Source organism: Bifidobacterium sp. LH_730, assembly GCF_056355835.1.
In genome coordinates, this window is sequence record NZ_JBKETB010000002.1 from 309,202 (window position 1) to 336,198 (window position 26,997).

At 63.0% G+C, this 26,997-nt stretch carries 18 protein-coding genes; 6 read left to right on the forward strand and 12 right to left on the reverse strand.

Annotation, left to right across the window (positions count from 1 at the left end):
* The first annotated feature begins 376 nt into the window (after window positions 1–376).
* The 4 genes from AC1AUD_RS04110 (at window position 377) to AC1AUD_RS04125 (ending at window position 5,150) form a co-directional block, all read left to right on the forward strand.
* A complete protein-coding gene (locus AC1AUD_RS04110) occupies window positions 377–1,723 on the forward strand; it encodes a GntT/GntP/DsdX family permease (RefSeq protein WP_476572344.1) in 1,347 nt (448 codons plus the stop codon).
* Between the two features lie 102 nt (window positions 1,724–1,825).
* The gene (dsdA, locus tag AC1AUD_RS04115; RefSeq protein WP_476572346.1) at window positions 1,826–3,178 is read left to right on the forward strand and encodes a D-serine ammonia-lyase; all 1,353 of its coding nucleotides are present in this window, start codon (window positions 1,826–1,828) and stop codon (window positions 3,176–3,178) included.
* A gap of 223 nt (window positions 3,179–3,401) precedes the next feature.
* Window positions 3,402–4,112 carry a helix-turn-helix transcriptional regulator gene (locus tag AC1AUD_RS04120; RefSeq protein ID WP_476572348.1) on the forward strand — a complete coding sequence of 237 codons (711 nt, stop codon included), beginning with the start codon at window positions 3,402–3,404 and terminating at the stop codon, window positions 4,110–4,112.
* A gap of 69 nt (window positions 4,113–4,181) precedes the next feature.
* Window positions 4,182–5,150, forward strand: coding sequence for a nucleoside hydrolase (locus tag AC1AUD_RS04125; protein ID WP_476572350.1), 969 nt, complete (start codon window positions 4,182–4,184; stop codon window positions 5,148–5,150).
* A gap of 424 nt (window positions 5,151–5,574) precedes the next feature.
* Here the strand turns inward: AC1AUD_RS04125 and AC1AUD_RS04130 are convergent, their stop codons facing one another.
* The 10 genes from AC1AUD_RS04130 to AC1AUD_RS04175 form a co-directional block, all read right to left on the reverse strand.
* Window positions 5,575–7,929, reverse strand: a complete 2,355-nt coding sequence (locus tag AC1AUD_RS04130; protein ID WP_476572352.1) for a glycoside hydrolase family 3 N-terminal domain-containing protein — start codon at window positions 7,927–7,929, stop codon at window positions 5,575–5,577.
* A gap of 168 nt (window positions 7,930–8,097) precedes the next feature.
* Window positions 8,098–8,790 (reverse strand): TetR/AcrR family transcriptional regulator, encoded by a 693-nt coding sequence (locus AC1AUD_RS04135; protein ID WP_476572353.1) that lies wholly within the window; start codon window positions 8,788–8,790, stop codon window positions 8,098–8,100.
* A 63-nt stretch (window positions 8,791–8,853) separates the two neighbouring features.
* Window positions 8,854–9,798: a nucleotidyl transferase AbiEii/AbiGii toxin family protein gene (locus AC1AUD_RS04140; protein ID WP_476572355.1), complete on the reverse strand. Its 945-nt coding sequence runs from the start codon at window positions 9,796–9,798 to the stop codon at window positions 8,854–8,856.
* A complete protein-coding gene (locus AC1AUD_RS04145; protein WP_476572357.1) occupies window positions 9,785–10,441 on the reverse strand; it encodes a hypothetical protein in 657 nt (218 codons plus the stop codon). The genes AC1AUD_RS04140 and AC1AUD_RS04145 overlap by 14 nt, the downstream gene beginning before the upstream one ends.
* Window positions 10,442–10,627: 186 nt before the next feature.
* The gene (locus AC1AUD_RS04150) at window positions 10,628–11,974 is read right to left on the reverse strand and encodes a glycoside hydrolase family 30 protein (RefSeq protein ID WP_476572359.1); all 1,347 of its coding nucleotides are present in this window, start codon (window positions 11,972–11,974) and stop codon (window positions 10,628–10,630) included.
* Between the two features lie 24 nt (window positions 11,975–11,998).
* Window positions 11,999–13,645, reverse strand: coding sequence for a glycoside hydrolase family 43 protein (locus tag AC1AUD_RS04155; RefSeq protein ID WP_476572361.1), 1,647 nt, complete (start codon window positions 13,643–13,645; stop codon window positions 11,999–12,001).
* Between the two features lie 12 nt (window positions 13,646–13,657).
* The gene (locus AC1AUD_RS04160; protein ID WP_476572363.1) at window positions 13,658–14,875 is read right to left on the reverse strand and encodes a glycoside hydrolase family 5 protein; all 1,218 of its coding nucleotides are present in this window, start codon (window positions 14,873–14,875) and stop codon (window positions 13,658–13,660) included.
* Window positions 14,876–14,994: 119 nt separating this feature from the next.
* Complete coding sequence (locus tag AC1AUD_RS04165) at window positions 14,995–16,323, reverse strand: MFS transporter (protein ID WP_476572364.1); 1,329 nt, start codon at window positions 16,321–16,323, stop codon at window positions 14,995–14,997.
* 250 nt (window positions 16,324–16,573) lie between these two features.
* Window positions 16,574–18,709, reverse strand: a complete 2,136-nt coding sequence (locus tag AC1AUD_RS04170) for a beta-galactosidase (RefSeq protein ID WP_476572366.1) — start codon at window positions 18,707–18,709, stop codon at window positions 16,574–16,576.
* Between the two features lie 104 nt (window positions 18,710–18,813).
* Entirely contained in the window at window positions 18,814–19,443 is a 630-nt protein-coding gene (locus tag AC1AUD_RS04175; protein ID WP_476572368.1) for a TetR/AcrR family transcriptional regulator, read from the reverse strand.
* Between the two features lie 221 nt (window positions 19,444–19,664).
* Here AC1AUD_RS04175 and AC1AUD_RS04180 point away from each other — a divergent pair, with 221 nt between their 5' ends.
* Window positions 19,665–20,063: a hypothetical protein gene (locus AC1AUD_RS04180; RefSeq protein WP_476572370.1), complete on the forward strand. Its 399-nt coding sequence runs from the start codon at window positions 19,665–19,667 to the stop codon at window positions 20,061–20,063.
* Between the two features lie 13 nt (window positions 20,064–20,076).
* Entirely contained in the window at window positions 20,077–20,343 is a 267-nt protein-coding gene (locus tag AC1AUD_RS04185) for a ribbon-helix-helix domain-containing protein (protein ID WP_476572371.1), read from the forward strand.
* A gap of 54 nt (window positions 20,344–20,397) precedes the next feature.
* Here AC1AUD_RS04185 and AC1AUD_RS04190 read toward each other — a convergent pair whose 3' ends face one another.
* Together AC1AUD_RS04190 and AC1AUD_RS04195 are read right to left on the reverse strand one after the other, a co-directional pair.
* The gene (locus tag AC1AUD_RS04190; RefSeq protein WP_476572373.1) at window positions 20,398–21,675 is read right to left on the reverse strand and encodes a glutamate-cysteine ligase family protein; all 1,278 of its coding nucleotides are present in this window, start codon (window positions 21,673–21,675) and stop codon (window positions 20,398–20,400) included.
* Between the two features lie 337 nt (window positions 21,676–22,012).
* A complete protein-coding gene (locus AC1AUD_RS04195; protein ID WP_476572574.1) occupies window positions 22,013–26,878 on the reverse strand; it encodes an acyl-CoA dehydratase activase-related protein in 4,866 nt (1,621 codons plus the stop codon).
* Between the last annotated feature and the right edge of the window lie 119 nt (window positions 26,879–26,997).

Here is a 26,997-nt window from a genome sequence, read left to right on the forward strand (position 1 = left end):
AGTCACCACGACTCCGCCCCTTGTCTATTTGCGTACGATTGTGCGCAGTCCGACGGATGGCATGCTCAGAAACGTACTCTGAGAAGCGCTCACAGTACGTTTGTGCGCACACTATCCGTCGGGCTGCGCAGAAACGTACGTTGAGAACTTCTCGCAGTACGTTTATGCGCATACCCCTCGTCAGGCTGCGCAGAAACGTACGCCGGCAAGCCACGCAAGCGCAGATTCCTCGCGCCAAGACCACACCAATAGCAACACGCGAGAGAAAATTCTTATACTTGACAATAAGTTATTCCCACTGATAGAATTTTCTTGTCATCGACGACAACGACTCACCATCATCAACCACAAGGACCGATACGACATAGGAGTCGCCATGGGTACAGGACCATTGATCGCAGTGCTGCTGGTTTCCATCGCACTGATCGTTTTGCTCATCATCAAATTCAAGATGCACGCCTCGCTGGCGCTGCTCATCGCCGCGTTCTTCGTGGCCTTCGCCACCGGGCTTGACCTCGGTTCCATCGGAGACATACTCGAACAGGGCGTCGGCGGCACACTGGGCTTCCTCACGCTGATCATCGGCTTCGGCGCGGTCCTCGGCAAGATGCTCGAGGTCTCCGGCGGCGCCGAGCGCCTCGCCTCCACGCTCATCAACGCCATCGGCAAGCAGCGCGCCACCATCGTCATGGCCCTGCTCGGCCTGATCTGCGGCATCCCGGTGTTCGTCGAGGTCGGCTTCGTGCTGCTCGTGCCGCTTGTGTTCGTGGTGGCCAAGGAGGCCGGCATCTCCCGCATCAAGGTCGGCATCCCGCTGGGCGTCTCGCTGATGGTCGTCCACTGCATCCTGCCGCCGCACCCCGCCGCCACCGCCATCGCCGGCACGCTCGGCGCCGACATCGGCACCGTCATCATGCTCGGCCTGCTCATCGCCATCCCCTCCGTGCTCATCGGCGGACCGCTCTACGCCCATTTCGCCATCAAGAACGACGAAGGCGCCGACACCGAGGACGAGACCGCCCCGGCGACCGGCGGCACCATGGCCTCCGAAGGCAAGACGCTGCCGGGATTCGGCATCACGCTGCTGACCATCCTCATGCCGCTGATCCTCATGATCGCCCGCACCATCGCCACCCAGGCGATGCCCGAGGGCATGCTCGCCCGGCAGATCATCGATGTGATCGGCAATCCGATCACCGCTCTGCTGATCTCCGTGCTCTTCGCCTACTGCTCCCTCGGTCTGGTGCGCGGCATGAAGCTCGACCTGATCCAAGAGATCACCGACGGCTCCTTCGCCCCGATCGGCGGCATCCTGCTCATCATCGGTGCTGGCGGCGCCTTCAACCAGGTGCTCACCGAATCCGGCGTGGCCCCGGCCCTGGCCGACGCCCTGTCCGGGCTGCCGATCAGCCCGATCATCCTGGCCTGGCTCATCGCACTGGTGCTGCACTTCGCGGTCGGCTCCGCCACCGTCGCCATGATCAGCGCGGCGGGCATCGTCATGCCGATGATGGAGACCACCGGCATCGCCCCGGAAATCCTGGCCCTCGCCATCGGCGCCGGCGCCATCGGCTTCACCCACGTCACCGACTCGCTGTTCTGGATGGTCAAGGAATACCTGCATATGACCGTTCCGCAGGCACTGCGCACGATGACCGTCGGCACCACGATCACCTCAGTGGTGGCCCTCTGCGGCACTTTGCTCGTAAGCCTCGTGCTCTGACCATCCCCTCCCCCGGGGTCGCGGCACCCGCGATACCGCGACTCCGGGCCAGTCATCCATCGATTCACATAACCTAACATCCCAAACGCAAAGGAGCAACCAATGACCAACGAAACCGTGCTCGGCAAGTCCATCGACCAGTGGGTGGCGGAGTTCCCCAAGATGCGCGAGCTCATCGACCTGGAGCCCAGCACCTGGTTCAACGACCGGGTCAAGCCCACGGCCGAGGCCCTGCCCGAGGTCGGCCTGACCGTCAAGGACATCGACGACGCGGCCGACCGCCTCAAGCGCTTCGCGCCGCTGCTCGTGGAGCTGTTCCCCGAGACGAAGGTGACCGAGGGCATCCTCGAATCGCCGCTGGTGGCCGTGCCCGACCAGCGCGACGCCATCGCCAAGCGATACGGCGCCGATATGCCGGGCAAGCTGTGGGCCAAGCTCGACAGCGAGCTGCCGATCAGCGGTTCGATCAAGGCGCGCGGCGGCATCTACGAGGTGTTGAAGCACGCCGAGGATCTGGCCGTCGAAGCCGGCAAGCTCAGCTATGACGACGACTATCGCAAACTCGCCACACCCGAGATGCGCGAATTCTTCTCCGGATACAAGGTCGCGGTCGGCTCCACCGGCAACCTGGGCCTGTCCATCGGCATCATGAGCGCGGCGCTCGGCTTCGACGCCAGCGTGCACATGTCGGCCGACGCCCGCCAGTGGAAGAAGGACAAGCTGCGCGAGCATGGCGTGCATGTCTTCGAATACGAATCCGATTACTCCGTGGCCGTCGCCTCCGGGCGCAAGGAGGCCGAATCCGACCCGACCGCCTATTTCGTGGATGACGAGAACTCCTCCACCCTGTTCCTGGGCTATGCCGTCGCCGCGCGGCGACTGGCCGGCCAGCTGAAGACCTACGACGTGCGCGTCGACGCGGACCACCCGCTGTTCGTCTATCTGCCCTGCGGCGTGGGCGGCGGCCCCGGCGGCGTGGCCTTCGGTCTCAAGACCGTGTTCGGAGACGATGTGCACTGCATCTTCGCCGAGCCGACCCACTCGCCGTGCATGTACATGGGCGTCTACACGGGCGCGCATAACGACATCTGCGTGCAGGACTTCGGCATCGACAATCTCACCGCCGCGGACGGCCTGGCCGTGGGCCGCGCCTCCGGTTTCGTGGGCCGTCGCCTCGAGCATCTGCTCGAAGGCTTCTACACGATCGACGACGACGAGCTCTACCGTCTCATCGCGCTGCTCGATCAGACCAGCGGCCTGGATATCGAGCCGTCGTCGTCCGCGGGATTCGCCGGCCCGTGGCGCGTGCTGGCCGACGCCGAATACCGCGGGCGCATGGGTCTGACGGACGAGCGCATGGCCAACGCCACGCATATCGCCTGGGCCACGGGCGGCTCCATGGTGCCGCGCGAGGAGATGGCCAGCTATATCGCCAAGGGCACGGCATTGCTGTGACCTGCCGCCGACCATTGATCCGTCGTATTCCCGCCCGATCGATGCGGCGATAGGACGGACCAGCAACGCATAGGGAAGGCCTGTGCGAGGCGTCGGTCATACGACGTTTCGCGCAGGCCTCCCCTATTCTTCGACATGCGGTTGGGCAGCCGTCCGCATATATGGTTCACTTATATATAGGGGACGCATGGGGGAACAGCATCCCCATATCAAGGAGGGACACATGACCTACGACACCCCGGGCCCCGCCCCACGCGATGGCGGCGACGCCTACGTGCGATCATTCATACCCCTTGTGGAGTTCCTTGGCGCGGCGCTTGGCCCCTCCACCGAAGTGGTGCTGCACGACGCCTCGCGGCCCGACAACTCGGTGATCGCCATCGCCAACGGGCATGTCAGCGGACGACGCGTGGGTTCCCCCGCCACCGACCTGATGCTCAAGGTGCTGCGCGACGGCACCCGCGACAACCGCGATTACGTCATCGGATACACCGGGCGCACGCCGCGGCGCGACCGATTCATCGTCTCCTCGACCTTCTTCATCCGCCACAACGGACGCATCGTGGGCACGCTGTGCATCAACACCGACCGCACCGCGTTCAATACGCTCAAAACCAGCATCGAACAGTTCGCCCATGCGTATTTCGATTCCTCGGCCGCCGAGCCGCAGGATTCCGCCGGCGAACCGCGCGAGGAGAACCTCGTGGCATCCGTCTCCGACATGGCGTCGCAGGAGATCGAGGCGATGAGCGCGGCGAGGGGCGGGCTGCCCGCGGAGAAATTCAGCGCCGACGACCGCATGGCCGTGGTGCGCACGCTCAACGAGCGCGGATATTTCCATTTCAAAGGCGCCATCGGCAAGGTCGCCTCGCGCTTGGGCGTGGCCGAGTCGACGGCCTACCGCTACCTGCACGCGGTGCAGAACGAGGAATGAACGCGGTTCGTCTAGACTGATACTGGTCGGCGCATATGATGTGGCGCTGCGAATCCAAAGGAGGGCCATATGCATCAGATCATCCTTGACACCGACCTGTCGATGGGCGCGCCGAACGCCGACGTCGACGACGGCTTCGCCCTCGCACTGGCGCTTGCGGACCCGGATATCGAAGTGCTGGCCGTGACGACCGTCAACGGCAACACCGACGTCTTCAACGCCACACGGCTCTCCCGGCGGATGCTCGAGCAACTTGGGCGTTCCGATATCCCCGTCCACCGGGGCGCGGACCGGCCGCTGACCCGCCCTTCGATCCATCCGGAGGCCATCGCCGAGCACGAGCGCCGGCGCGACGCCGATCCCGGATCCGAAGTCTTCGACGCGCACAGCCACGCGGCGCTGGCCATCATCGATCTTGTGCGCGCCCATCCGCATGAGCTCACCATCTGCGCGATTGGCCCGCTGACCAATGTCGCCCTCGCGCTGCGTCTCGACCCCGATATCGCGCCGTTGATCGAGCGGATCGTCGTCATGGGCGGCGTGTTCCTCGGCCAGACCGGAGAGACCTCACTGCCCGGCGAATTCAATATCTGGAACGACCCCGAAGCAGCCAATGACGTGCTTTCGCATGGTATCCCGGTCCGTTTCGTCGGGCTCGACGTGACCCTGCAGGTGCGGATGACACTCGACGAGGCCTCGGCCATGGAGCATTCCCCGAGCGCTTTCGCGCAATACGCCGGCAAGGCCACGAAGGAATGGATCGAGTTCCTCGGCTCACACAAGCCGGATTCGCCCATCGACCAGCAGTCGTGCGCGATGCATGATCCCCTGGCCGTCGCCGCGATCAGTCACCCGGAGCTTCTGCAATGGAGGGCGGCCAATGTGCGCTTCGCGGTTGAATCGGAATACGTGCGCGGCATCGCCGTCACCGATCTGCTCACCAATGCCAACCATCCCGCGCCCAATTGCGAGTTCGCGACCGGCATCGACGCACAAGGGTTCCTTGATCTGCTGACGCAGGCCGTTCGGCGTTTCTGAGATGGCGTTTGCGGTCGGGGAGGTGGAACGACATCTCCCCGGAGCCGGTTTCCGAGGCCACCTGCTGCGAAACCGGTGCGACATGCCAGCACAGCTTGTTCCGCGGCACATTTTTACGAACGACACGCTGGTGTTCTGAAATTCGTGCCACTGACGGCAACTCAGTGGCATGAAATTACGAATAACACGCCGCTGTTCGCAAATTCGTGCCACTGATAACCTCAAAACGTCACGGCACTGCGAAGAACACGCTGTCGTTCGCAGTGTCGTGACGCCAAGAAGAAGTGAGCTTGGCTGCGCGGCCCCACTGACATCGCCGTCAGATGTCTTTGCGATTTCGGTGTTCCCAGACTCCGGTGGTCTTCGGCGACACCACAGGCACCGCCGAAGACCTTCACCGGAAACCCCGGAAGCACAACAGCCGTCAGGCGACGGTAAAGGTGGTGCGCTTCAAGTGCTCGCGGCGGCTCGAATGGCCGACCAGCACCTCGAATTCGCCGGGCTCGACGAAGCGGCGGGCCTCGGAGTCGACGATCGTGCAGTCGGTGACGGGCACATCGAAGGCGACGGTCGTCGTCTCGCCCGGTGCTAGCTCGACGCGGCGGAAGGCTTTGAGCTCACGATCGGTCCAGCTGTAGGACGTGACGATATCGCCGATATAGAGCTGCACGACCTCGGTTCCCGGACGCTCGCCGGTGTTGGTCAGCTCGATCTCGACATGGACTGTGTCGTTCTCGGCGAAGGTGCCGGAGGCGGGCACATTGGTCACCACCGGTTCGCCATATTCGAAGCTGGTGTAGGACAGGCCCTCGCCGAAGGCGAATGCCGGATCCTGCGTCAGGTCGGAGTAGCGGTTGCCATGCTGGCCGCGGATTTGGTTGTAGTAGACCGGCAGCTGGCCCGCGTGGCGCGGGAAGGTGATCGGCAGACGGCCGCTCGGCTCGGTCAGTCCGAGGATGATCTCGGCGATGGCCTGGCCGCCCTTCATGCCGGGGCTCGGCGCCCACAGCAGGGCGGAGGTGCCGGCCGCGGCCGATTCGTCCACGATCACGCCGTTGGCGCCGATCACGCAGGCGGGCAGCACCATCGGCTTGGAGCTCATGAGCACGACGACCAGCGGCTTGCCGGTTTCGCAGGCCACGCCGGCCAGCGCCTCGAGCAGCGCGTTCTGGCCGCCGAGCAGCTCGAGCGTGCCGGTGGAGCAGGTTTCGCCGATGGTCTGGATCACATCGCCGACGACGGCCACCACAAGGTCGGACTGGCGCGCGTTGGCGACGGCTTCGTCGATCAGGGTCTGGTCGACGGGCGCGGAGACGCCGATCTTGGGGCGCGGCTGGCCGTCGGGATAGGTCTCGCCCTCCGGATCGGGCACGAGCTCGACGATATTCGCGCCGCGCGAATAGACGACCTCGGCGCCGGATTCACCGGCAACGGACTTGAACGCGTCGAGCACGGTGGTGATCATCTCGCGCGGATGGCCGTCCGGCATCCAATTGACCTGACCGGAGCTGCCGGCCCAGTCGCCGAGCTGCGTCTGCGCGTCGTCGGCCAGCGGGCCGACCACGGCGATGCGCTTGGCCGAAGCGACCGAAAATGGCAGCGCGCCGTTGTTCTTGAGCAGGGCGATGGATTCGCGGGTCAGTTCGAGGTTGAGTTCCTGGTGCGCGGCCGATCCGATGACCGCCTTGATGCGCTCGGGGTCGGGCAGACGCGGGTCCTCGAACAGGCCGAGGCGGAACTTCAGGGCCAGGATGCGGCGCACGCCTTCGTCGACGAGCTTTTCGTCGAGCATTCCGGTCTTCACGGCCTCGATGGCGCCTTCGTAGAACTGCGGCGTGGTCATGACCAGGTCATTGCCGGCCTTGACCGCGTCGGCTGCGGCATGGACGTAATCGGGCTTGACGTGCTGCTCCCACACGGAACGGCCCACGTTGTCCCAGTCGGTGATGAGCGTGCCCTGGTAGTTCCATGCGCCACGCAGCTTGTCATTGAGCAGCCACTTGTTGAAGGTGACGGGCACGCCTTCGATGGATTCATATCCGAGCATGAAGGTGCCGCAGCCTTCCTTGGCCACGCGCTCGAAGGGCGGCAGGAACCAGGATTCGAGCTTGCGATGGGACAGATCGGCCTCGGAGGCGTCGCGCCCGCCCTGGGTCTCGGAATATCCGGCGAAGTGCTTGGCGCAGGCCAGGATCGCATCCTTGGCAAGCGGTTCGCCGGCCTTCGCACCGCCCTGATATCCCTTGACGATCGCGGAGGAGAGCTCGCCGATCAGCATCGGGTCCTCGCCGAAGGTCTCGCCGACGCGGCCCCAGCGGGTGTCGCGCCCGATGCACAGCACGGGAGAGAAAGTCCAGTGCACGCCGGTGGTGGAAACCTCTTCGGCGGTGGCACGGCCCATGGCCTCGATTTTCTCGGGATCCCAGCTGACGGCCATGCCGAGCTGCTCGGGGAAGATCGTGGCGCCCGGCCAGAACGAATAGCCGTGGATGCAGTCGTCGCCGATGACCAGCGGGATGCCGAGGCGTGTCTTGGTGTTGACGGTTTCGACGGCACGCGGCAGGTCCTCGGGGCTGGTGTGCAGGATCGAACCGACATGCTTGTCGCAGATCAGCTCGTCGAGATTGCCCATGCGGGCGTCGAGCTGCATCATCTGCCCGACCTTCTCCTCGAGGGTCATGCGCGAGAGCAGGTCCTCAATGCGCTCGTCGACCGGCAGATCGGGGTTCTTGTAGGGAGCGTCCGCGGGAACGGTTGCGGGTGCGGTGGTCTCGGCCATATGGGTCGCCTTCCTCGTCGAAGATATTTAACTACCAATTGGTAGTTTATAGAATTCGGAGAAGAGACACGCCGGGAGCAGGCCACGCATCAGCCCCTCGCACTCCGGCAGCACACACCGCCCACGCATACGACGGTGCATATCGTCCGCCGGCTCAACCTTTCGCACTCAGCGATATCCATCCCATAGGGGCGAGGGGAAGAGCAACGCGTCGAAATCGGCCCATTCCTCGTTGAGGTCGATCGGCGGCTCGTCGAGCCAGCGTAACTGAATGCCGTCCATCACTTCCAGCGCGCGGCGCACGACGGGGCGCATCGATTCCTTCCACTCCCCCAGCTGAGGCGGAATGCGCCACGGGAAGGCGCAGTATCCCTCCCACGCATCCTCGGCACGCTTCCGGAAATGATCATGCAGGGGATGCCCGGGATTCAGGGATTCGACTTTGAGCACGGAGAACAACTGCACCATCTCCCGCCGTTGCGAGTTATGGTGCACGAGGAAGCGCAGATAGGCGGGGAACCGCAGATCCCCCTCCATGGACCCCGGCAGTCCGGAGGCCATGAACTCCTCCACCGTGCCCGAGGAATTGTAGGTCTCCTCGTAGGCCATCGACAGCATATTGTCCTTACTGCCCACATATCGCAGCAGTCCCTGCTTGGAAATGCCCACTTCGTCGGCCACATCCTGCACGGAGATGCCGTTGTATCCACGCTGGCTAATGAGCTTGACCGAGGCATCCAGAATCTCGCGCCGGCGTTCCTCAGGCGATTTGCGCACGCGCTTGGGGGTTTCGACGCTGGCAGCACGACGGACCCCGTTCCCCGTTTCTACCGTTTTCCCCGTGCCGTTCGACGCACTCATGCCCCCGTCTCCTTCCCACCGCATCGATTCCCTGGACCCATGATTCGACAGTCTATCCGATGCTCACGCCGCCAGTTCATAGGACAGACGAGCCATATCCCGGCGCGCATCATCAGCCGGTATCCGATGCTGCGGTTTGAACACATACACCTCTTGCATCCGGCGATATGCCGCAGAAAAATCCTTGTCATCGAATGCCTCAGTAAGCACGCTCGCCCGCCCCAACGGCATGTCAGCGGTGCGACTGCCCAGCCGGTCGCGCTCCTCCCTGCGCGTATATTCGGCGATGGCCGAAAGTCGGGCAGGGTCCTTCAGCAAAGCCTCGATGCGCAGCTGCCGTCTCAGCACACAAAGATCGTAGATATGCTTCGCCGCGTCAAACAGATACCCGCCGCCTTTAAGCCAGTAATTCTGCGCGGCAAACAATTTGTCGGTAAAGATGCGTTCCAAGGTCAGCGACGGCAGCAGCGCAGGCGCAATGTCAAACGGCGATGGCACCGGCAAGGCTGTAGCAACCATAGGCACAACCGACACTGGCTCGGTCGGCTCCGACTGCGTGAAACTGGTCGCCTCAATCTTCACACGCCCCGCGCGCCGCAATTCATCTTGCCCCGCCGCTTGGAACAGCGGCTCATAGACATACACACTGGTGATGGATCCCCTGCGGTTGTCATAATCGTCGTCGGTCTTGTCTAGCACCAGCCCTTGCAAGTCATGCGACAGGGCCACGGCTTCCAACCGCTTGCGCGCTTGGTTCCTCGATGGCAGGTCATCGACCGGCACCGTCAGGTCGATGTCTTCGGAGAATCGGTTGAACATGCCGAGTTTGTCATACATCGCGGTGCCGCCCTTGAACACCGAGGGGTGCTCGGCCTGCTGAGCAGCGAGACTACGTAGCATCAGCCACACGTAATAGTCCTTTTCGACGATATTGCGTGGACATTCTTCCTTTTCAGAGGCGTCCTCCACCACACGAGCGAAGGCTCGCCTATCTTCATGCAGAAACATCGACAATCCTTTCACTAAGTTGAACAACGAGATTCTGTACGCGCTTGGGATAAAACAGGAAAGCAAGGGACATGAGTTCGACGTAACTGAATTCCTCGCCCGACATAATCGCGGCGAGCCGCCGCCCATCCCGGTCATTGTCAAGATTGACGCCGGAATCGAGCATGTCAAGCACCTGTAGGTTACGCCAATTCGCGGCGGTGATATCGGTGACCGGCGCCCGCAATCTGACCCCAAGCTGACGCGCGATTTCAGGCTTCCTATTCGGACGTTGCGTCACCACATCCATTTTGTTGGGGATCTGGGTGCTCAGATTCCAGCGATTCGCCAGATACGCCCCGGTCTCATATCCGATTCGCACACCATGGTCATTCGTCATCCATAACGAATCGATAAGCGGCACGAGATTAGGCGCATCTTCAACACCCAGCGAGGGAATAATTCCAGCTTTATACCAGATCCCGGAATCATACTGTTTCAAATCGGAACGCCCCACTTCGGCATGCAGCGTGGCGCGCACCGAAGCACGTGGATACGCATGATCCGTCGCACGCATCACGTCGTCAACCGTGAAGGCATCCGAATAGGGCCGCTCCGCCACGAATTCGCGGATGGCTTGCGTCACACCATACTTACGTTCCATATCTAAATTATATCTAAATATAACTAGAGAACGTAAGTGTTCACACAAAGCAGAATAACCATGAAAGACGCTTTGCCGTCGCCGGCACAGCCAGAAGCCAGATATGAAAAAGGCACCCCGCGATATGCGGAGTGCCTAAAGCAGCGCTTCAATCACTGGCGATGCCGACAATACCGGCAACAGCGATCAGTCCAGCACGAAGGTGTTGAACGAGCGCGCCGGCAGCGTGGCCTTGATGCCGCGCGAGGCATCGGCCGGATCGGCGAACTCGAACGGCATCTCGCTCTCCAGCGCGTTCTGCACGGCGACGACGACCGTGCCATCCGGGTTGCGGAAGGCGATGGCCATCGAATTGAAGTGGCCGGTGGTGCCGAGCACCTTGGCGCCGGGACGCACGAAATGCGAAAAGTGGCGCATCACGTAGTACTCGGGGTTGCGGCGCACCTCGTGCGTGTCGGCGGTGATCGTGAACAGCGAGTTCTGCCACCAGCCCCAGGTGGAATCCTGATCGTCGAGGATCATGTTCCAATAGGTGTAGGCGGTCGCGCCGTTCTTGAGGTAGTGGTTGACCAGATGGAACACGTATTCCGCGTATTCCCAGGTGTTCTGGCCGTCGCCGCACTCCGACTCGGACTGGATCAGGTCGATCTCGGGCCACGACTCGTGCGTGCGCGCGATGCAGTTCTGCCCGGCCCACTGGTAGGCGATGCCCTCGATGTACTTGCGCGCGCCTTCGTCGAACAGGATGTTGTCGACGAAGCGATTGTAATTATTCAGGCGCATGCCATAGCCGCCGACGGTCCATGCCATGTCCTCCGGGCCGTTGAGCGTGCCCAGCCAGATCTTCGTGTCCAGGCCGGCCTCTTCGAACGCGGGTCCGAGGTAGTCGCGGATGAAGACCTTGAGCGCCTCGGAATCCCACAGCGCGCTCGGGAACTTCTGATCGGCGAAGACCTCGTTTTGCACATGCAGCTGGGTGACGTCGATGCCGTGTTCCTTGTAGGCCTGGACGTACTTGACGAAGTACTTCGCGTAGGCACGCTGGTTCTCCTCGGTGAGCACGAGGCGGCCGTAGTTATAGGCCTTCGGGCGCTTCATCCAGGTCGGCGGGGACCACGGCGAGGAGAACAGCTTCATATCGGGCTGCCATTCCTGGGCGCGGTGGATGTACGGGATGAGGGTGGACTCATCGTGTTCGACGGAGAAATGCTCCATCTCATAGTCGCCCTCGACCTCGTCGTAGGAGTACCACTGCTCCGAGAAGTCGTTGGCGCCGACGGGGGCACGGTTGAAGGTGAAGTTCATCTCGTCGGGGCTGAAGAGCTCCTTGATGATCTGGTCGCGCTCCTCTTGCGAGACGGTCTGCAGCGGCAGCCAGCCGAGTTCGTTGAAGCATCCGCCGAAGCCGCGCAGCGCCTGCTTCTCGGTGCCGTCGAGGGCGAGGTCGGGGGCGGAGGTGGCACCGGTGGCGGTGACATCGCCCGAGCGGTCGACGAGTTTGTCAGTCTGGGTGGTCGAGATCCAAGTGACCATATGCGTTCCTTATCCTTTCCGCCGTCAGTCGACGGGCGCGTCCTCGTCGGCCTGATAGTCGAAATAATCGAAGTCGGCGCACCGCTCATGCAGGGCGGCATCCGTGACGGCCACGCCGACCATCGTGCCGGTGAACTCGCCGAACTTGCAATATTCATCGGAGAAGGTGGTCGTGTCGAAATCCGGTCCGATCTTCGTCCAGGTCTCGCCGTCGTAGCCCCATTCGAACCAGCTGCGGCGGCCTTCGATGTTCAGACGCATGCACACGGGACGATCGTCCACGGCCACGCGCGTGTCAAGCATCTCGGTCTTCTCGCCGTTCTCGAGGCGCACAATCGACAGAGCGGGCCCGCCCAGCGTCTCGGACCAGTACTTGCGCAGGAAGGCGTTGTTCATGTTGTCGTAATACAGGACCAGACCGGCGGAATGCTGGTACACCTCGGGCGCGAAATCCATGCGCGTGGTGACCGTGGCGTGCACGCTGGTGAGCTTGCGGGCCACAAGACTCGTGCGGTTCAGCGAGGCAAGCGACTCCTGGCCGCGCACGCGCAGCCAACCCGGCCGCTCGGTCACATTGGCGAAGCCGCAGGGCATGAGACGCGGCGAATAATACCAATTGCCCAGTTCGGGCCCGTCGAAGTCGTCGTGGTCCGGAATGGACGGCATCGGCACGTCGGGAAGGTTCGGCTCCTCGACCTCAAGCTTGGCGAGATTCGAACCATCGGTCATGCGCAGCCAGCCATCATCGGTCCAATGCACCTTCTGGATGGCGGTTTCGCGGCCAAGCGTGCAGCGCAGCTCGGGCACGAAGGGGCGCGAGGTGAGATGCACAAGATACGACTCGCCGTTCGGCAGATCCACATAGGAGCCGTGACCGGATTTCTGCAGCACGGAGTCCGGGTTGAAATACCGGGGCTTCAAATGGTCGTCGTCGGCGCGCTCATTCGATTCGACCGGCTGCGAGGTGACGATCGGACCATTGGGATCCGGCTCATAGGGGCCCCACACATTGCGGGACCGGCCCATGGTCACGGCGTGGTTGTAGCCGGTGCCGCCCTCGGCGCACATGATGTAATACCAGCCGTCGCGCTTGGTCAGATGCGGGGCCTCGATGCAACCGCGGTCGGTGGCGCCGCGCCAGATGCGCTTGGGATAGCCGACGACGTGCCGGGTCTTGGGATCGTATTCCACGCAGCAGATCACGCCCGGCTTCTCATAGCCCTCGCGGGTCTCCCATTCCAGCGACACGATGTATTTGCGCCCATCATCGTCGTGCAGGATGGAGGCGTCGAAGCCCGAGGAGGTCAGATACACCGGCTCGCTCCACGGCCCTTCGATGCTCGGCGCGGTGATGAGGTAATTGTCCACGTCGAAATACCGCGCGTTCATGGAGTTCATGACGCCGTAGATCACATAGAACAGCCCCTCTTCCTCGCAATAGGTCAGGCACGGCGCCCAGATGCCCTTGGCCGAGGGCAGTTTGGTGAGGTTCGGCTTGGTGTCGTCGGTGAGCACATGGGTTTTGAGCTCCCAATGCTTCATATCGCGCGAATGGTAGACCGGGATGCCGGGCATCCATTCGAAGGTGGAGACGGCCACATAGTAGTCGTCGCCGACGCGGCAGATGGCGGGGTCGGGGTTGAATCCCTTGAAAATCGGATTATGCAGCATTGCGAAGGCCTTTCACTTGTGGTTGATGGGATACCAGTCCTGGGCGATGCACCGGCCGAGGTCCCATGCGTCCCAGCCGATCCATCCGGGGGTGTTGACCGTGTCGGTCAGCAGCTTGTAGTTCCAGTAATAATGGCCGTGTCCCTTGCTCCAGGCGGCGAGCTGGGAGGCGGCGACGCCTTGGTAGAGGTCGCGTTTCTCGGACGGGCTGAGGGTTTCGGCGGCGGCGCCTTCCTCTCCATTGAGCACACTCTGGCCGCCGTGCGTGTCCACGCCGCAGCCAACGGAGTTGAACAGACACCATTCGCCCACGATGGTCGGGAAGTAGCCGTCCATCTCCTCGATCATCGGCGCGTAGGTGCCGGTCACGAAACCGTCGTATCCTTCGACGGTCTGCGGGCAGCCGGCCATCTCGGCCATCATCAGATACTGATGGGTGTCGAGGATCACATTGACGAACTCGGGGGCCAGACCGCCGTCGGCCCCGCGCATGAAGTCCTTCCACGCGTAGGTGTCGAAGCCGTCATGGAACACCACGGCCTTGCTCTCGGGAAGCGCGCCGTGATCGGCGTCGCGCAGGCGGCGGTAGGCGGTCAAATAGAAGTCCTTGAGCCAGTCGATGTCGATCGGACCGGTGCCCTCGGCCAGCTCGGGGTCGACGGCCTTGTATCGCTCGGTCACATTCATCGAATCCCAGGAGGCCTTGGTATTGGGCTCGTTGATGATCTCGATGCCCATAAGCCCCTCGCGATCGCCATAACGCTGCGCGAGGCGCTCGAGCACGGTGAGCACGAACTCGACCTCTTCGGGAAGCTGCGCCCATTTGCACACGCCGGAGATGCCGCCGTTGTCGAAACCATTCTGGCTCATCGGCGCGGTATGCAGGTCGATGAGGATGGTCAGGCCATATTTCTCGGCCCAGTTGAAGGCTTTGTCCAGCTCTTCGACGCAGCCGATGAACGGCGGACGGTCGCCGAAGATGAAATACGGCACGGGGATGCGCACAGAGTTCAGTCCCCACGACTTGATGGTGGCGAAGTCCCGCTCGGTGATGTATTCGGCGCGATGCGTGCGGATGCGGGCTTCGTAGACCTCCGGGTCGAGCTGGGTGGGCAGATAATATTCGTCGTCGGCCGTGGTGCCGTCGAACAAGGCCGGATTCATCCACTTCTCGAGGACGAGCCAGTTGCCGAGATTCACTCCGTTGATGAAATCGGTCGCTGCGGTCATAATCGCTCCTTTGCTTCCGTTCGTTGTTGTTGCGTTGATTCGAAGTGGTATGGCAAGGCCGGCCCTGCCGCAGGGATGGACGACGGAACCGGCCTTGGGAATGGGGAGAGGGACAGGGCTTACTTGACGCCCTTGATGATCTGAATGAAGACGCAGCCGATGATGGCCAGCGCGATGGAGACCGGGAACGCGAAGTGGTAGCCGAGGTTGACGACGATCGCGCTCATAAGGATCGGGCCGCACATCTGCCCCAGGGTGGTGGCGAGGTTCAGGATGCCCAGATCCTTGCCGGCCTCCTCCTTGCTCGGCAGCACGTCCACGAGCAGCGCCTGGTCGACGGCCGAGTAGACCGCATAGCCGAGGCCCGCGATGCCGGCGAACAGATACATGCCCATCGAGCTCGGGAAGATCCACGGCATCGCGATGCCGACGGCGAAGAGCACGGAGGCGACGATGACGGGCAGCTTGCGGCGGCCGATGATGTCGGAGACCGGGCCGGAGATGAAGGAGCCGACCAAGGACATGACCATCATGATCGTGGAGACCACGGAGATGGTGATGGCGGACTCGGCGTCGGACTGGCCGATGTAGTTCTGGATGATGTAGAGCTGGTAGACGGCGATCATCTGGTAGCTGATGAGCATGCAGAAACGTCCGGCGAAGGCCTTGTAGAAGTCGTGGGCGGTGGAGAACTTCGGCGGACGGAAGCTCATGAGCACGTCCTTGAAGCTGCCCTGATCCTTGGGCAGGAAGTCGGCCGGGCCCTCCTTGGGCATGACAAGCACCGCGACGACGCCGCCGAGGAACATGAGCACGCCGGCCACGCCGAAGCCGAGGAGCAGGTTGGTCATGAACAGGGCGCCGAGCATGGTGCCGATGGGCGCGCCGACGGTGGAGCCGGCGCCATAGAAGGCCGACATGGTGCCGCGGATGCCGGAGGGCACGCGGTCGGAGAGGATGGCGACCAGCGGGGCGATCATGCAGTTGAGGCCGAACATGCAGGCGCAGTAGTAGATGGTCAGCAGCACGGCGTTGGTCGTGGTGCCGGTCAGGAACAACGTGACGCCGCCGAGCAGCGCGCCGAACAGGATCCACGGGGTGCGCCGGCCGAAGCGGGAGCGCGAGCGGTCGGAGAAGTTGCCGAACATGAGGTTCGACACCAGCGAGGCGACGGCGGTGAAGGCGTTGACGATGCCGACCAGCGCCTCGGGGTTGGCGCCTTCGATGGTCTTGTAGTGCATCGGCAGCAGCACGGAGGACACAATGCCCAGGCCGCTCATCCACAGCACGCCGAAGACCAGGAAGCCCGCGCCGAAGCGCGCGATGTTGATCTTCGAAAGCGGCTTGCCGGTCTCGGGGGAAAGGGAGGGATCCTTGTCGGCGGCCGCGACATTCGCGTTATACGCCTCCAACCTCGGATCGATGGTGGTTGCTGATGCTGCGCTCATATGCATGCGCTCCTTTGCTAGCGTTCTTCTCAATACCTGATGCAGATGGCGTTCGACGAAGCTCCACATTGTGCTCCGTCTGATTTTTCTTAACCACCAACCGGTAGTTAGTAATTTCATTATACGAACTCGCCCCATTCGCACAACTCGGCGTGTCGCCATCATGACGTCGAATGTGCGCGTCGGGGCAGGGCCGGAGTCCCCGTGAGGACTCCGGTCGTCAGGTATCCTTCAGTGAGAATCAGCCGATTCAGCCGGCGATAATCATGAGGTTCCAAGCACCGATGGTCAGCTCGTCGCCGACGGCAACCGTTTCGCCGGCCTTGCACGGCAGCGCGGCCGCGGCCGCTTCGTCAACAGTGCCTTCGGTGGCGATGGGCAACGGCGCGACGACGATCTCGCCGGCGACGGGGCTGGCCGCCGCGACCGGTTCGGCGGAGTAGTTGAACAGATAGGTGACGGTTTCGCCCGCGTCGTTGACACCCTGACGCACGGCGAGCTTGCCGGCAAGCGTGGCGCCCGCGACCCCCACGCCCACATGGGCGACGGCTTCGCGCAGCACGGCGCGCATCGCGTTGGCGTCGAGCATCGTGGCGATCCATTCGGCGTCGCCCTCCCCGAAGGCATGGCGGGTGATGGCGGCGTAGTCCTTCCACGCATAGTGCCCGTAGGAGGCAAGCGTCTCGACACTCTCGTCGACCGGCGTGAGCAGCTCGATCAGGGCCTGCGCATCGGCGGCCGGAACACCGGCGAGCGCGCCACCGTCCGCGAATTCGACCGGCACGTTCTTCGGGCGCGTGAACTGGTTGTAGGTCACGCCGAACACGTCGGTCAGGTCGTGCGGAGCGCGGTCGGCCCACACAGTGGTCTCGTCGTCGGAGACGAAGGAACGCATCGTGGAGACCAGATGCCCGCCATCGCGCACGTATCCGCGCAGCGCGTCGATGGTTTCCTGCGGCGCGCAGTAGAGCGCGGGCGTGACGACCATCGCATACTTCGCCAACCGCTCGGCGGACGCATCGACCGGCACGAAATCGCATTCGACGTTGAGCTCGAACAACGCGTCGTAGACGGCGCGCACGACGTCGTTGTATTTCAGCGTTCCGCCGCCCGGGAATCCGGTTTCGATCTGGAACCAGTCGAGGGCCGTCAGCGCCTCGTTGCTGACCATGATGGCGACCTTGTTGCGCTTCTTCAAGTGCACCAGCCGCTCCCCCACGCCCTTCGCGGCGATCTCGCGACCGAAGACGCCGGCCTCGCGATAGGTGGGATTGGGCTCGAGGTCATGGCTCAGCACGCCCTTCCAATATGTTTCGAAGGAGTTGTGAATGGAGTGCCAGTGCCAGTATTCGACGCAATCGGCGCCGGAGGCGAGATGGGAGTAAGCCTGCAGTCGAAGCTGCCCCGGGAAGGGCAGCCAGCCGTGCTGGCCCTGCGCCTCGGTTTCGAGCACGAGGTAGTTCGCGCCGTCCTTGGCCGAGCGGGTCATGTCGCCGCCGAAGGCGATCTCCTTGCCCGTGAGGTCGTCCTCGGTGGGGTGGTAGATGTCCACGCCCATCACGTCGACGGCCTCGCCGGCCTTGAAATGGTCGACGGCCGGCTGCACGCCGTAGGAGTAGCCGCGCCATTCGAAGTCGAAGTTCTGGGTGACGAACTGGCCTTCCTTGGCGTATTCGCGCACGATATCGGCCTGCCATGCAAGGAATTCGGCGACCTGCGCGCGGCGGAAGCGGTCGAATTCGCCGCGCAGCGACTGGTTGATCGAGGCTGTGACATCAGGGAAATCCTCCCACGCGTCGATGCGGTTGGACCAGTAGTCGAGTCCGAAATGCGCGTTGAGGGCGGCGAGATCATCGTCGAACTTCTCGCGCAGGTACTTGACGAACAGGGCCTGCATATCGGGTGAGACGGAGTCGTAGTACTTGGTCTCGTTATCGACCTGATATCCGATGACGGCCGGATGGTCGGCGACATGCGAGATGAGTTGGCGGATCGCGCGCTCGCCGTAGAAGCGATACGCGGGGTTGACGATGTCCATGATCTGTCGGGCGCCGTATTTGCCGGCGCCGGCGGGGGTGACGGCCAGCACGTCGGGATGCATCTTCACGAGCCAGGCGGGCACAGCGTAAGTGGGGGTGCCGACGATGACGGCGATGCCGGCGCGATGCGCGGCGTCGAGCGCACGATCGACATGCGTGAAGTCGAAGACGCCGGGCTGCGGCTCCATCGTGCTCCACGTCGATTCGGCGATGCGGATCAGGTTCATGCCCGCGTCCTTCATCATCCGCATGTCCTCGTCCACGCGGTCGATGCCCTTCATCATGAGGTATTCGTCGTAATACGCCGCTCCGAACAGGATGCGGTCGGCGACTGCCGCTGCGCTCATATAAACTCCTTTGTTTTTATCTAATGGTTATTAGATAAGTGAGATGATAAAACACCCTGATCGCGTTTGTCAAATCATCGCACCGGACCGCCGGACCACACCGGTCAGCGATACAGATCCCAGACCGGAGAAGGGAAGATCAGCCCCTCGAAGGCGATCCACTCGTCATACAGATCGATTGGCGGCGTGCGGAACCAGCGCAGCTGTATGCCGTCCATCGCCTCCATGCACCGGCGCACGATGGGGCGCATCGAATCCTCCCACCGCCCCATCTGCGGCGGAATGCGCCATGGAAAAGCCGAGTAATATTCCCACACTTGGTCGGGGCGGCGCTCGTAATACTCATGCAGCGGATGTTCCTCGCTGAAGGACTCCGCGCCGAGCACGGTGTGCAGCTGCACCAAATTGCGCCGCGCGGCGTTGAACCGCACCAAATAGCGCAGATATGCCGGGAAATGCGGCGCCTCGGGATCGGAGCCGGGCAGGCCGGAGGCGAGGAATTCCTCGGGAGTGCCATGCGCGTCGTATTCATCGGTGATCAGCAGGGAAAGCAGCCCCTCCTTGGTGCCGACATAGTGCAGCAGCCCCGGCTGGCTCATGCCCACGGCATCCGCCACGTCCTTGAGACTGGTGCCGTAATACCCTTTCGCCGCAATGAGTTTCGTCGCCGCGGCAGCGATTTCCGCACGCCGCTCCCCCGGGCTTTTCCTCACTCGCTTCCGCACATCAGCCATGCCGACCATTGTACTATCTAACAATCATTCGGGAAGATTCCATCCATCAGCCATCGGCAATTCCCGACAAACATCAATCCTCAGCTGACATCCCTAGAAATCGCTGGCCTGACGTCACCGTGGGACAAGTTATCCACAATAGCCTGACCGGAAGATTTCGCCGGCATTCCGCGGGTTTCCGACCACCAATAGGCCTACGACCACAAGCCTTGTGCACCGTCATGCATCAGGTCATCGTGGAGGAAAGCGCAACGCAGCGCGACCCTCGAAAAGGAGAAGGATATGATGCAGCCCACTCTCACCTGCCAGCCGATATGGCCAACAATAAAGTATTACAATTTTGTCTTACCGCAGGTTTAGTCATGGCGATCATAGTGGCCAAACGAGTGCGGGAACGGCATCCAAACATACAGGAACAGGACATACGCCATGCATGGCTTCACGTCATCAGGTCCGGGAGAAGGGAAGGCACCGAGCCAACGCAATATATTTCGGTGGGCACCGACACCCAAGGCCGTCTTCTGGAAATGTGCGCGGTGCGCACGCTAGCGGGAGACACGATGATTTACCACTGCAACACAGCGCAACGACCGATGCTGCGCGAATTGCGTCTCATATAGGAGGGAACGGAACATGGCATTTATCGCGGAAGGCGGAGCCGAAGTCACTGACGACATGCTCGAACGCTGGGCCGACGACGCCGAGCAAGGAAAGTATCAGGGAAGGCCCGGCATGATCTTCGTCGGCCGACCGCCTTTGACGGATGAGGAACTGGCTTCTGTCACTTTTAAGGTGCAGCCCAGCGTCCTAAAACTGGTGGACACGCGAGCATCCGCAACCGGCATCAGTCGCAGCGAGTTCATCCGGCGCGCGCTCACCCACGAACTCGCCAACGCCTGAGCCCCACCCATCAGCCGCCCGCACACACACTCACGCCACGCCTAGCTCGGGCCCTTAGCGCTGGAAGACCTCGGGATGCCTCGCGTCTCCGGGGATATCTTCGAGCAATCCCTCGAGCCCGAGGAACTCGCGCCAGAAGTCGAGCGGCTGGCCGTAAGGGCTGGCGTCGCGGCCATGCGCCTGCAGATTGGCCTTGGCCTCGAACACATCCTCCTCGGTCAGGCCGTCGAAATAGCTTTCCAAACGCATGCGCTCGGCGGGCCGGTAGAACAGCGTGGCGATGATCTCGGTGAGCCGTTCGACGCGCTCTATCGGCAGGGAATCCCAATGCCGCATTTCGATGAAGTTCTTCAACCGCACGTCGTTGAAATGTGTGGAGATGATGTGGTTGATCTCATAGTCGTTGAGCTCGCGGTCCGGATAGATCTCCCCCGCGTTCTCACGGAAGGCCGCGTGATGCAGCTGCTTACCGCTCAGGCCGCGCTCAATCGCCTCGGGCGTATGCGTCAGATCGGCGAACATCAGCGGCGTGGAGAGCACATCCACCGCATAATCCTCCCAGCCATAGCGCTGGTCGAACAGGCCGGGAATGACATTGGTCCGCTGCACGTCGAGATAATCCCATATCCGCTGGCGCAGCAATGGATATGGATTCGCCTTCCCCTCGAAATAGGGGGTGTTGCGGAAGAACCATGCCAGGATCGGCCCGATGGCGGTGCCGATGCGCATCTTGGCGATGGCGTCGGCCTCGTCGACATAGTCGATCGACACCTGCGTGGAGGCCGAGCAGCGCATCATGCAGGGTCCGAATTGACCGACGCGCCCGAGATAGTCGGTCATCGCCTCATACCGGTCCTTGGGATTGACCGGCACGTCGACGAAGCTAGAGCGCGGCTGATATCCGTAGGTCACGAAGCGCCAACCGAACTCGGCCAGGATGGGGTCGGTTTCGGCGCGGAAGCGCGCGTAGATGCCGCTGAGTTCCGCGGGCTCGCGCAGCACGCCGATGGAGGCCTCGACCTGCCCGCCGGGTTCGAGGGACACGGCGATGCCGTCGCGCGATAACCCCACCAGATGGCCGTTCTCCCAGTATTCCTTGGATGCGTCGTAATACGGGCGCAGGCGTTTGAGCAGCGCCTCGACGCCGTTGGGTTCGTAATACGTCACCGCGGTGTCGTCGGCGTCATGCACCGGCAGATGCTCGATTTCGACGCCAAGCCCACCGGTTCCCCGTCGGGCGCAGCCGCTCTCGAAGAACCGCAGCAGACTGGCGACATGCTTGGGATTGGGCTTGGCCAGCAGATGCGCGTAACTGATCCTCGGAGTAACCATGCGCCCATCGTATCCGCCGCCGGCATGACCACGCACCGGTTCGGCTATACGAAGAATCTATGACATGCGACGGCCCATATGCCGCCCGTCCCCATGTCCTCCCGTCTTCCATCCGCACCGAAATACAGACGCCCCGGCTCATGATGGACAATTCTCTCTTTTCTCGTGCTATCCACACATTGTTATGAAAAAAGGGAGAAAATGGGCATGGCTTTTCTCCCTTTTCTCGTACATCAGACCCGTCTACCACGAGAAAAGGGAGAATCCGCACCAACATTGGTCCACGGCAGGGGAAGCCGCTCAGCCGCGACGGGCGGCCAAGGTCCCGCCCACCTCATTAGTCAGCAGTTGTAATATTCGGCTGACCTGCGGCAGCCTTTTTTGCCGCCGCGATCATCAGCTTGATGCGGTTGAGCTGGTTGGCCTCGGAGGCGCCGGGATCGTAGTCGATCGAGACGATGTTGGCTTCGGGATGCAGACGGCGGATCTTGCCGAACATACCGCGCCCGGTGACATGGTTCGGCAGGCAGGCGAAGGGCTGCGCGCACACGACGTTCGGCGCGCCCGATTCGATGAGCTCCAGGATCTCGGCCGTCAGCAGCCAGCCTTCGCCGGCCTGCACGCCAAGCGAGGTGATCGTCGAGGCCATCTTGGCGAGCCGGTCCATCGGCACATCCTGACTGAACTTGCCGCCCGCGAGCGCGATCGCGCGGCGAACCGGCTTCAGATACGCTTCGAAGGCGCGGCGCATGAACCGCTTGCCAAGATCGGAGCCGCCCTTGCCGAGGTAATGCTTCTCCCAGTCGTGCGTGTAGAGGTGCGTGGTCATGAACTCCATGATGCCGGGCACAACGGCCTCGCAGTCCTGGGATTCGATGACCTCGACCAGATGATTGTTGGCGTCGGGATGGTATTTGACAAGAATCTCGCCGACGACGCCGACGCGCGGCTTGCGCGGGATGTCCTTCAATTCCAGCGCATCGAAGGCCTTGACGATTTCGCGCGCAAGCGTCGGATAGGGCAGGTATCCCTTGCCGATGGCCCGCTTCGCGGTCGCCGACCAGCCGTGATGTTCGATGGTTTCGCGCGCGATTCGGTCCCACTGCTCGTAGAGCGCGTCGGCGGAGCCGGGCACGGCCTCGTAGGGGTGGACGCGGCGCAGGCATTTCAAGAGCAGATCGCCGATCACCAACGCCTTGATCGCGCGCGCGGCGAGCGCGGGCGTGGCCTTGAAGCCGGGGTTGTCCTCGAATCCCTGCATGGACAAGGCGATCACCGGCACCTGCGGATAGCCGGCGTCGATCAGGGCCTTGCGGATCAGACCAAAGTAATTCGTCGCGCGGCACATGCCGCCGGTCTGCGTGATCGCGAGCGCCACATGGTCGGGATCGTATTTGCCTTGGATGATCGCGTCGACCATCTGACCGACGACCATGATGGCCGGGTAGCAGGCGTCGTTGTTGACGTATTTGAGGCCGGTTTCGACGTCCTCGTGGCTGGCCGTCTTGAGGATGTCGAATTTGTATCCGCCCGAGCGGATCACGGACTCGACCAGGGACATATGGATCGGGCTCATCTGGGGGCCGACGATCGTGTAGTCCTTCTTCATATCCTTGCCGAAGGAGATTTTGTTGGCATACCGGCTCATCGTCGCGCCGCCGTGTCCGGAGCGTCCGGCGCTGGCCTTGCGGGCCGCCTCGCGCACGGCCTTGGTGAGCTTGGGATTGGCGGCCATCGTCGCGTCGAGCATGACCTGACGGCCGGGGGTCGGCGCCTTGGAACCGGTGTGGCGGAATTCGCCGGTGCGCGGTGCAGGCACGTCCGTCGCGCCCTGCGCCTGCGCGAGCTTTGCTTCGGCCGCATCGACGGCGGCCTGCGCCTTGGCCAGCTCGGCCTTCGCGGCCTCGAGCTGCGCCGCGGCCTCGGACTCGGCCTTATTCGCCGCATTCGCCGCATCATCGGTGCCGGCGCCATCAGCCGAGTCCGTCGCCTTGGCCGTATTGGCCTCGCGCTCTTCGATCGCCGCCTTCAACGAGCGCAAACGAATCTTGGCCGCGCCGAGGTTCGACACCTCGTCGATCTTGAGCAGCGTGTACACGTCGGCCTTGTCCGCCAGGATCTCGGAGACTTGGTCGGTGGTGATGGCGTCGAGGCCGCATCCGAAGGAGTTGAGCTGCACGAGCTCGAGCCCCGGATAGGAGGCGACGAAGTTGGCCGCCGCATAAAGTCGGGAATGATATGCCCACTGGTTCGTCACGCGCAGCGGCATGCGGGTGATGGTGCGGTCGCCGACGTGACGGAAGCCGCCGGCATCGTGGGCGCGCGGATCGGCCTCCCCCTCGGACAGGTATTCAGTCAGATCGAGCTTCTGCCCGGGTTCAAGCTCGCATATCGAATCCTCGGACAGCACCGCCATCCCGAGCGAGCATATCGTCTCGGGGATGCCGTGGTTAATCTCGGGATCGATATGGTAGGGACGACCGGCGAGCACGATGCCGCGGCAATGGTGCTCCTTCATATAGGCGAGCGCGCGCAGGCCCTCCTGCTGCACGTCGTTCTTGAAGATCTTGTCCTCGGCATAGGCGGCCTTGACGGCCTCCTCGGCCTCCTCGCGGCCGACATTCGCCCAAGCGAACTCCTCGACGATGCGGTCGACCATGAGGTCGCGCTCGGCGAGGTTGAAGTACGGGCGCAGATAGCGCACGTCATCGGCGCGCAGCTCCGGCATATTCGCGCCGATCACCACCGGATAATTCGCGACGATCGGGCAGTTGTAGTGGTTGTCGGTGCCCTCGACCAGATCCTCCTCGAAGCTCACGCACGGGTAGAAGATCGTCTTGATACCCTTGTCGAGCAGCCATTTGATATGGCCGTGCACCAGCTTGGCCGGATAGCAGATGTTCTCGGAGGCAATGGTCTCGATGCCGGTTTCGAACAGCTCATGCGAGCTGCGGCCGGAGATCACGACCTTGAAGCCCAGGTGCGTGAGCAGCGTGAACCAGAACGGATAGTTCTCGTACATATTGAGCACGCGGGGAATGCCGATTTCGCCGCGCGTCGCCTTCTTGTCGGTGAGGCGACGGTAAGCGAAGCAGCGCTTGTATTTGTAGTCGTAGAGGTTCGGCCGGTCGCTGCGCTTGCGCTTGGCGTCGCCGCCGCGCTCGCAACGGTTGCCGGTGACGAAGCGGCTGCCGTCGGAGAATGTGGTGATGGTGAGCTTGCAGTGGTTCTGGCACAGCTTGCACACATCGCGTTCGGTGGTCATCGTGAGGTTGTCGAGCTCGTCGCCGGTGAGGATCGAGGAGGCGGTGTGCGAGATGCCATCGATGATCACGGAGGGCGTCGCGTCCGCATCCTCGTGTCCGTCCGCCTCGTCCGCATAGTGCATGCGGGCCGTCAGCGCCGCGCCGAAGGCTCCCATGAGGCCGGCGATATTTGGACGGGTCACCTCGCGCTCGGTGAGCAGTTCGAAGGCGCGCAGCACCGCGTCGTTGAGGAAGGTGCCGCCCTGCACGACGACGGTGTCGCCAAGTTCGCCGGAATCACGCAGCTTGATGACCTTGTAGAGGGCGTTGCGCACCACGGAATAGCACAGGCCGGCGGCGATGTCCTCCATGGAGGCGCCTTCCTTCTGCGCCTGCTTGACCGAGGAGTTCATGAACACCGTGCACCGGGACCCGAGGTCGACCGGATGCGTGGAGGCGAGCGCGGCCTCGGTGAACTCCTGGATCGTCAGTCCCATGGACTGCGCGAAGGTCTGCAGGAAGGAGCCGCAGCCGGAGGAGCAGGCCTCGTTGACGGCGATCGAATCGATCACACCGTCGGTGACGGCCATGTATTTCATATCCTGGCCGCCGATGTCGATGACGGCGGTGACGCCGGGGCTGGCCATCTCGGCGCCGCGGTAGTGGGCCATCGTCTCGACGACGCCCTCGTCCAGATGCAGGCCGGTGGTGATGAGGCCCTCGCCGTATCCGGTGGCGCAGGCGCGCGCGATCCACGCGCCTTCGGGCAGCTCGGACTGGATGCGTTTGACGATGTTGACGGCGGCCGTCAGCGGGCTGCCCTCGTTGTTGGCGTAGCTGGACCAGACGATCTCGCGGTCGTCGTTGACCAGCGTAGCCTTGATGGTGGTCGAGCCCGCGTCGATGCCGAGGAAATGCGGACCGCTGGCGCCTTCGAGCGTGCCGACGTGCACATGCTCGCGGTGATGGCGTTCGTCGAAGGCCGCCTTGTCCTCCGGTGTGGCGAACAGCGGCGGCATGGTCGGCGTGTTGGCCGGCAGGTTCTTGAGGTCCTCGAGCGCGGCGAGGATGTCGGCGCAGGTGCGCGGCTCGTAATGCGTGCCGTCGATGTCAATGCCCTCGGGCTTGCCGGCGATCAGGGCGGCGCCGTAGGCGACGTAGAGGTGGGCGTCGGTGGGCACGATGAACTCGTCGACCTTGCCTTCGAGCGTGCGTTGGAAGGCTGCGCGCAATTCGGACAGGAAGAACAGCGGGCCGCCGAGGAAGATGACGGTGCCGTGCACGGGTCGGCCGGCAGCCAGGCCTGCGATGGTCTGGGTGGCGACGGCGGTGAAGATCGAGGCCGCGAGGTCCTCCTTGGCCGCGCCGTCGTTGATCAGCGGCTGCAAGTCGGATTTGGCGAAGACGCCGCAGCGCGAGGCGATCGGATAGAGGTTCTGGTATCGCGTGGCCAGGTCGTTGAGGCCGGAGGCGTCGGTGTCGAGCAGGGTGGCCATCTGGTCGATGAACGCACCGGTGCCGCCCGCGCACGAGCCGTTCATGCGCTGCTCGGGAGTGGGCTTGAGATAGGTGATCTTGGCGTCCTCGCCGCCCAACTCGATGATGACGTCGGCCTGCGGATATTGCGCGTCGATCGCCTCGGTTTCGGAGATGACCTCCTGGATGAAGGGAACATGCAGATTGTCGGCGAGCGCCAGTCCGCCGGAGCCGGTGATGGCCAGCCGCACGGGTTCGTCGCCGCGGCCGAGCTTATCGAGCGCGGCATTGATGTCGACGAGCAGGCCTGCGACCGTGGCGCGCACATTGGCATGGTGGCGCCGGTAGTCGGAGAAGAGGGTGTCGCCGAGCGCGCTGGATTGGTCCAGCACCACCGCCTTGACGGTCGTCGAGCCGATGTCCAGTCCGATGCGCAACGGCCGCTCTCCCCCGCGTTGGCCGTCCGCACCCGCGGCGTCCATGGATGCTGCTGTGTCTGCCATTCGTTCCTCTGCCTGTCGTCCTCCGGAAGACGCATGCCCATCGCCCCGTTCTCCGGGTAACCCAGTGCGTTTCGGGCGCACTGAAACGGGCATGCCGC

Excerpts from the sequence above, each read along its gene's own strand:
- AC1AUD_RS04110 (WP_476572344.1), top strand. The coding sequence starts at position 377 with ATGGGTACAGGACCATTGATCGCAGTGCTGCTGGTTTCCATCGCACTG.
- dsdA (WP_476572346.1), top strand. The coding sequence starts at position 1,826 with ATGACCAACGAAACCGTGCTCGGCAAGTCCATCGACCAGTGGGTGGCG.
- AC1AUD_RS04120 (WP_476572348.1), top strand. The coding sequence starts at position 3,402 with ATGACCTACGACACCCCGGGCCCCGCCCCACGCGATGGCGGCGACGCC.
- AC1AUD_RS04125 (WP_476572350.1), top strand. The coding sequence starts at position 4,182 with ATGCATCAGATCATCCTTGACACCGACCTGTCGATGGGCGCGCCGAAC.
- AC1AUD_RS04130 (WP_476572352.1), bottom strand. The coding sequence starts at position 7,929 with ATGGCCGAGACCACCGCACCCGCAACCGTTCCCGCGGACGCTCCCTAC.
- AC1AUD_RS04135 (WP_476572353.1), bottom strand. The coding sequence starts at position 8,790 with ATGAGTGCGTCGAACGGCACGGGGAAAACGGTAGAAACGGGGAACGGG.
- AC1AUD_RS04140 (WP_476572355.1), bottom strand. The coding sequence starts at position 9,798 with ATGTTTCTGCATGAAGATAGGCGAGCCTTCGCTCGTGTGGTGGAGGAC.
- AC1AUD_RS04145 (WP_476572357.1), bottom strand. The coding sequence starts at position 10,441 with ATGGAACGTAAGTATGGTGTGACGCAAGCCATCCGCGAATTCGTGGCG.
- AC1AUD_RS04150 (WP_476572359.1), bottom strand. The coding sequence starts at position 11,974 with ATGGTCACTTGGATCTCGACCACCCAGACTGACAAACTCGTCGACCGC.
- AC1AUD_RS04155 (WP_476572361.1), bottom strand. The coding sequence starts at position 13,645 with ATGCTGCATAATCCGATTTTCAAGGGATTCAACCCCGACCCCGCCATC.
- AC1AUD_RS04160 (WP_476572363.1), bottom strand. The coding sequence starts at position 14,875 with ATGACCGCAGCGACCGATTTCATCAACGGAGTGAATCTCGGCAACTGG.
- AC1AUD_RS04165 (WP_476572364.1), bottom strand. The coding sequence starts at position 16,323 with ATGAGCGCAGCATCAGCAACCACCATCGATCCGAGGTTGGAGGCGTAT.
- AC1AUD_RS04170 (WP_476572366.1), bottom strand. The coding sequence starts at position 18,709 with ATGAGCGCAGCGGCAGTCGCCGACCGCATCCTGTTCGGAGCGGCGTAT.
- AC1AUD_RS04175 (WP_476572368.1), bottom strand. The coding sequence starts at position 19,443 with ATGGCTGATGTGCGGAAGCGAGTGAGGAAAAGCCCGGGGGAGCGGCGT.
- AC1AUD_RS04180 (WP_476572370.1), top strand. The coding sequence starts at position 19,665 with ATGCATCAGGTCATCGTGGAGGAAAGCGCAACGCAGCGCGACCCTCGA.
- AC1AUD_RS04185 (WP_476572371.1), top strand. The coding sequence starts at position 20,077 with ATGGCATTTATCGCGGAAGGCGGAGCCGAAGTCACTGACGACATGCTC.
- AC1AUD_RS04190 (WP_476572373.1), bottom strand. The coding sequence starts at position 21,675 with ATGGTTACTCCGAGGATCAGTTACGCGCATCTGCTGGCCAAGCCCAAT.
- AC1AUD_RS04195 (WP_476572574.1), bottom strand. The coding sequence starts at position 26,878 with ATGGACGCCGCGGGTGCGGACGGCCAACGCGGGGGAGAGCGGCCGTTG.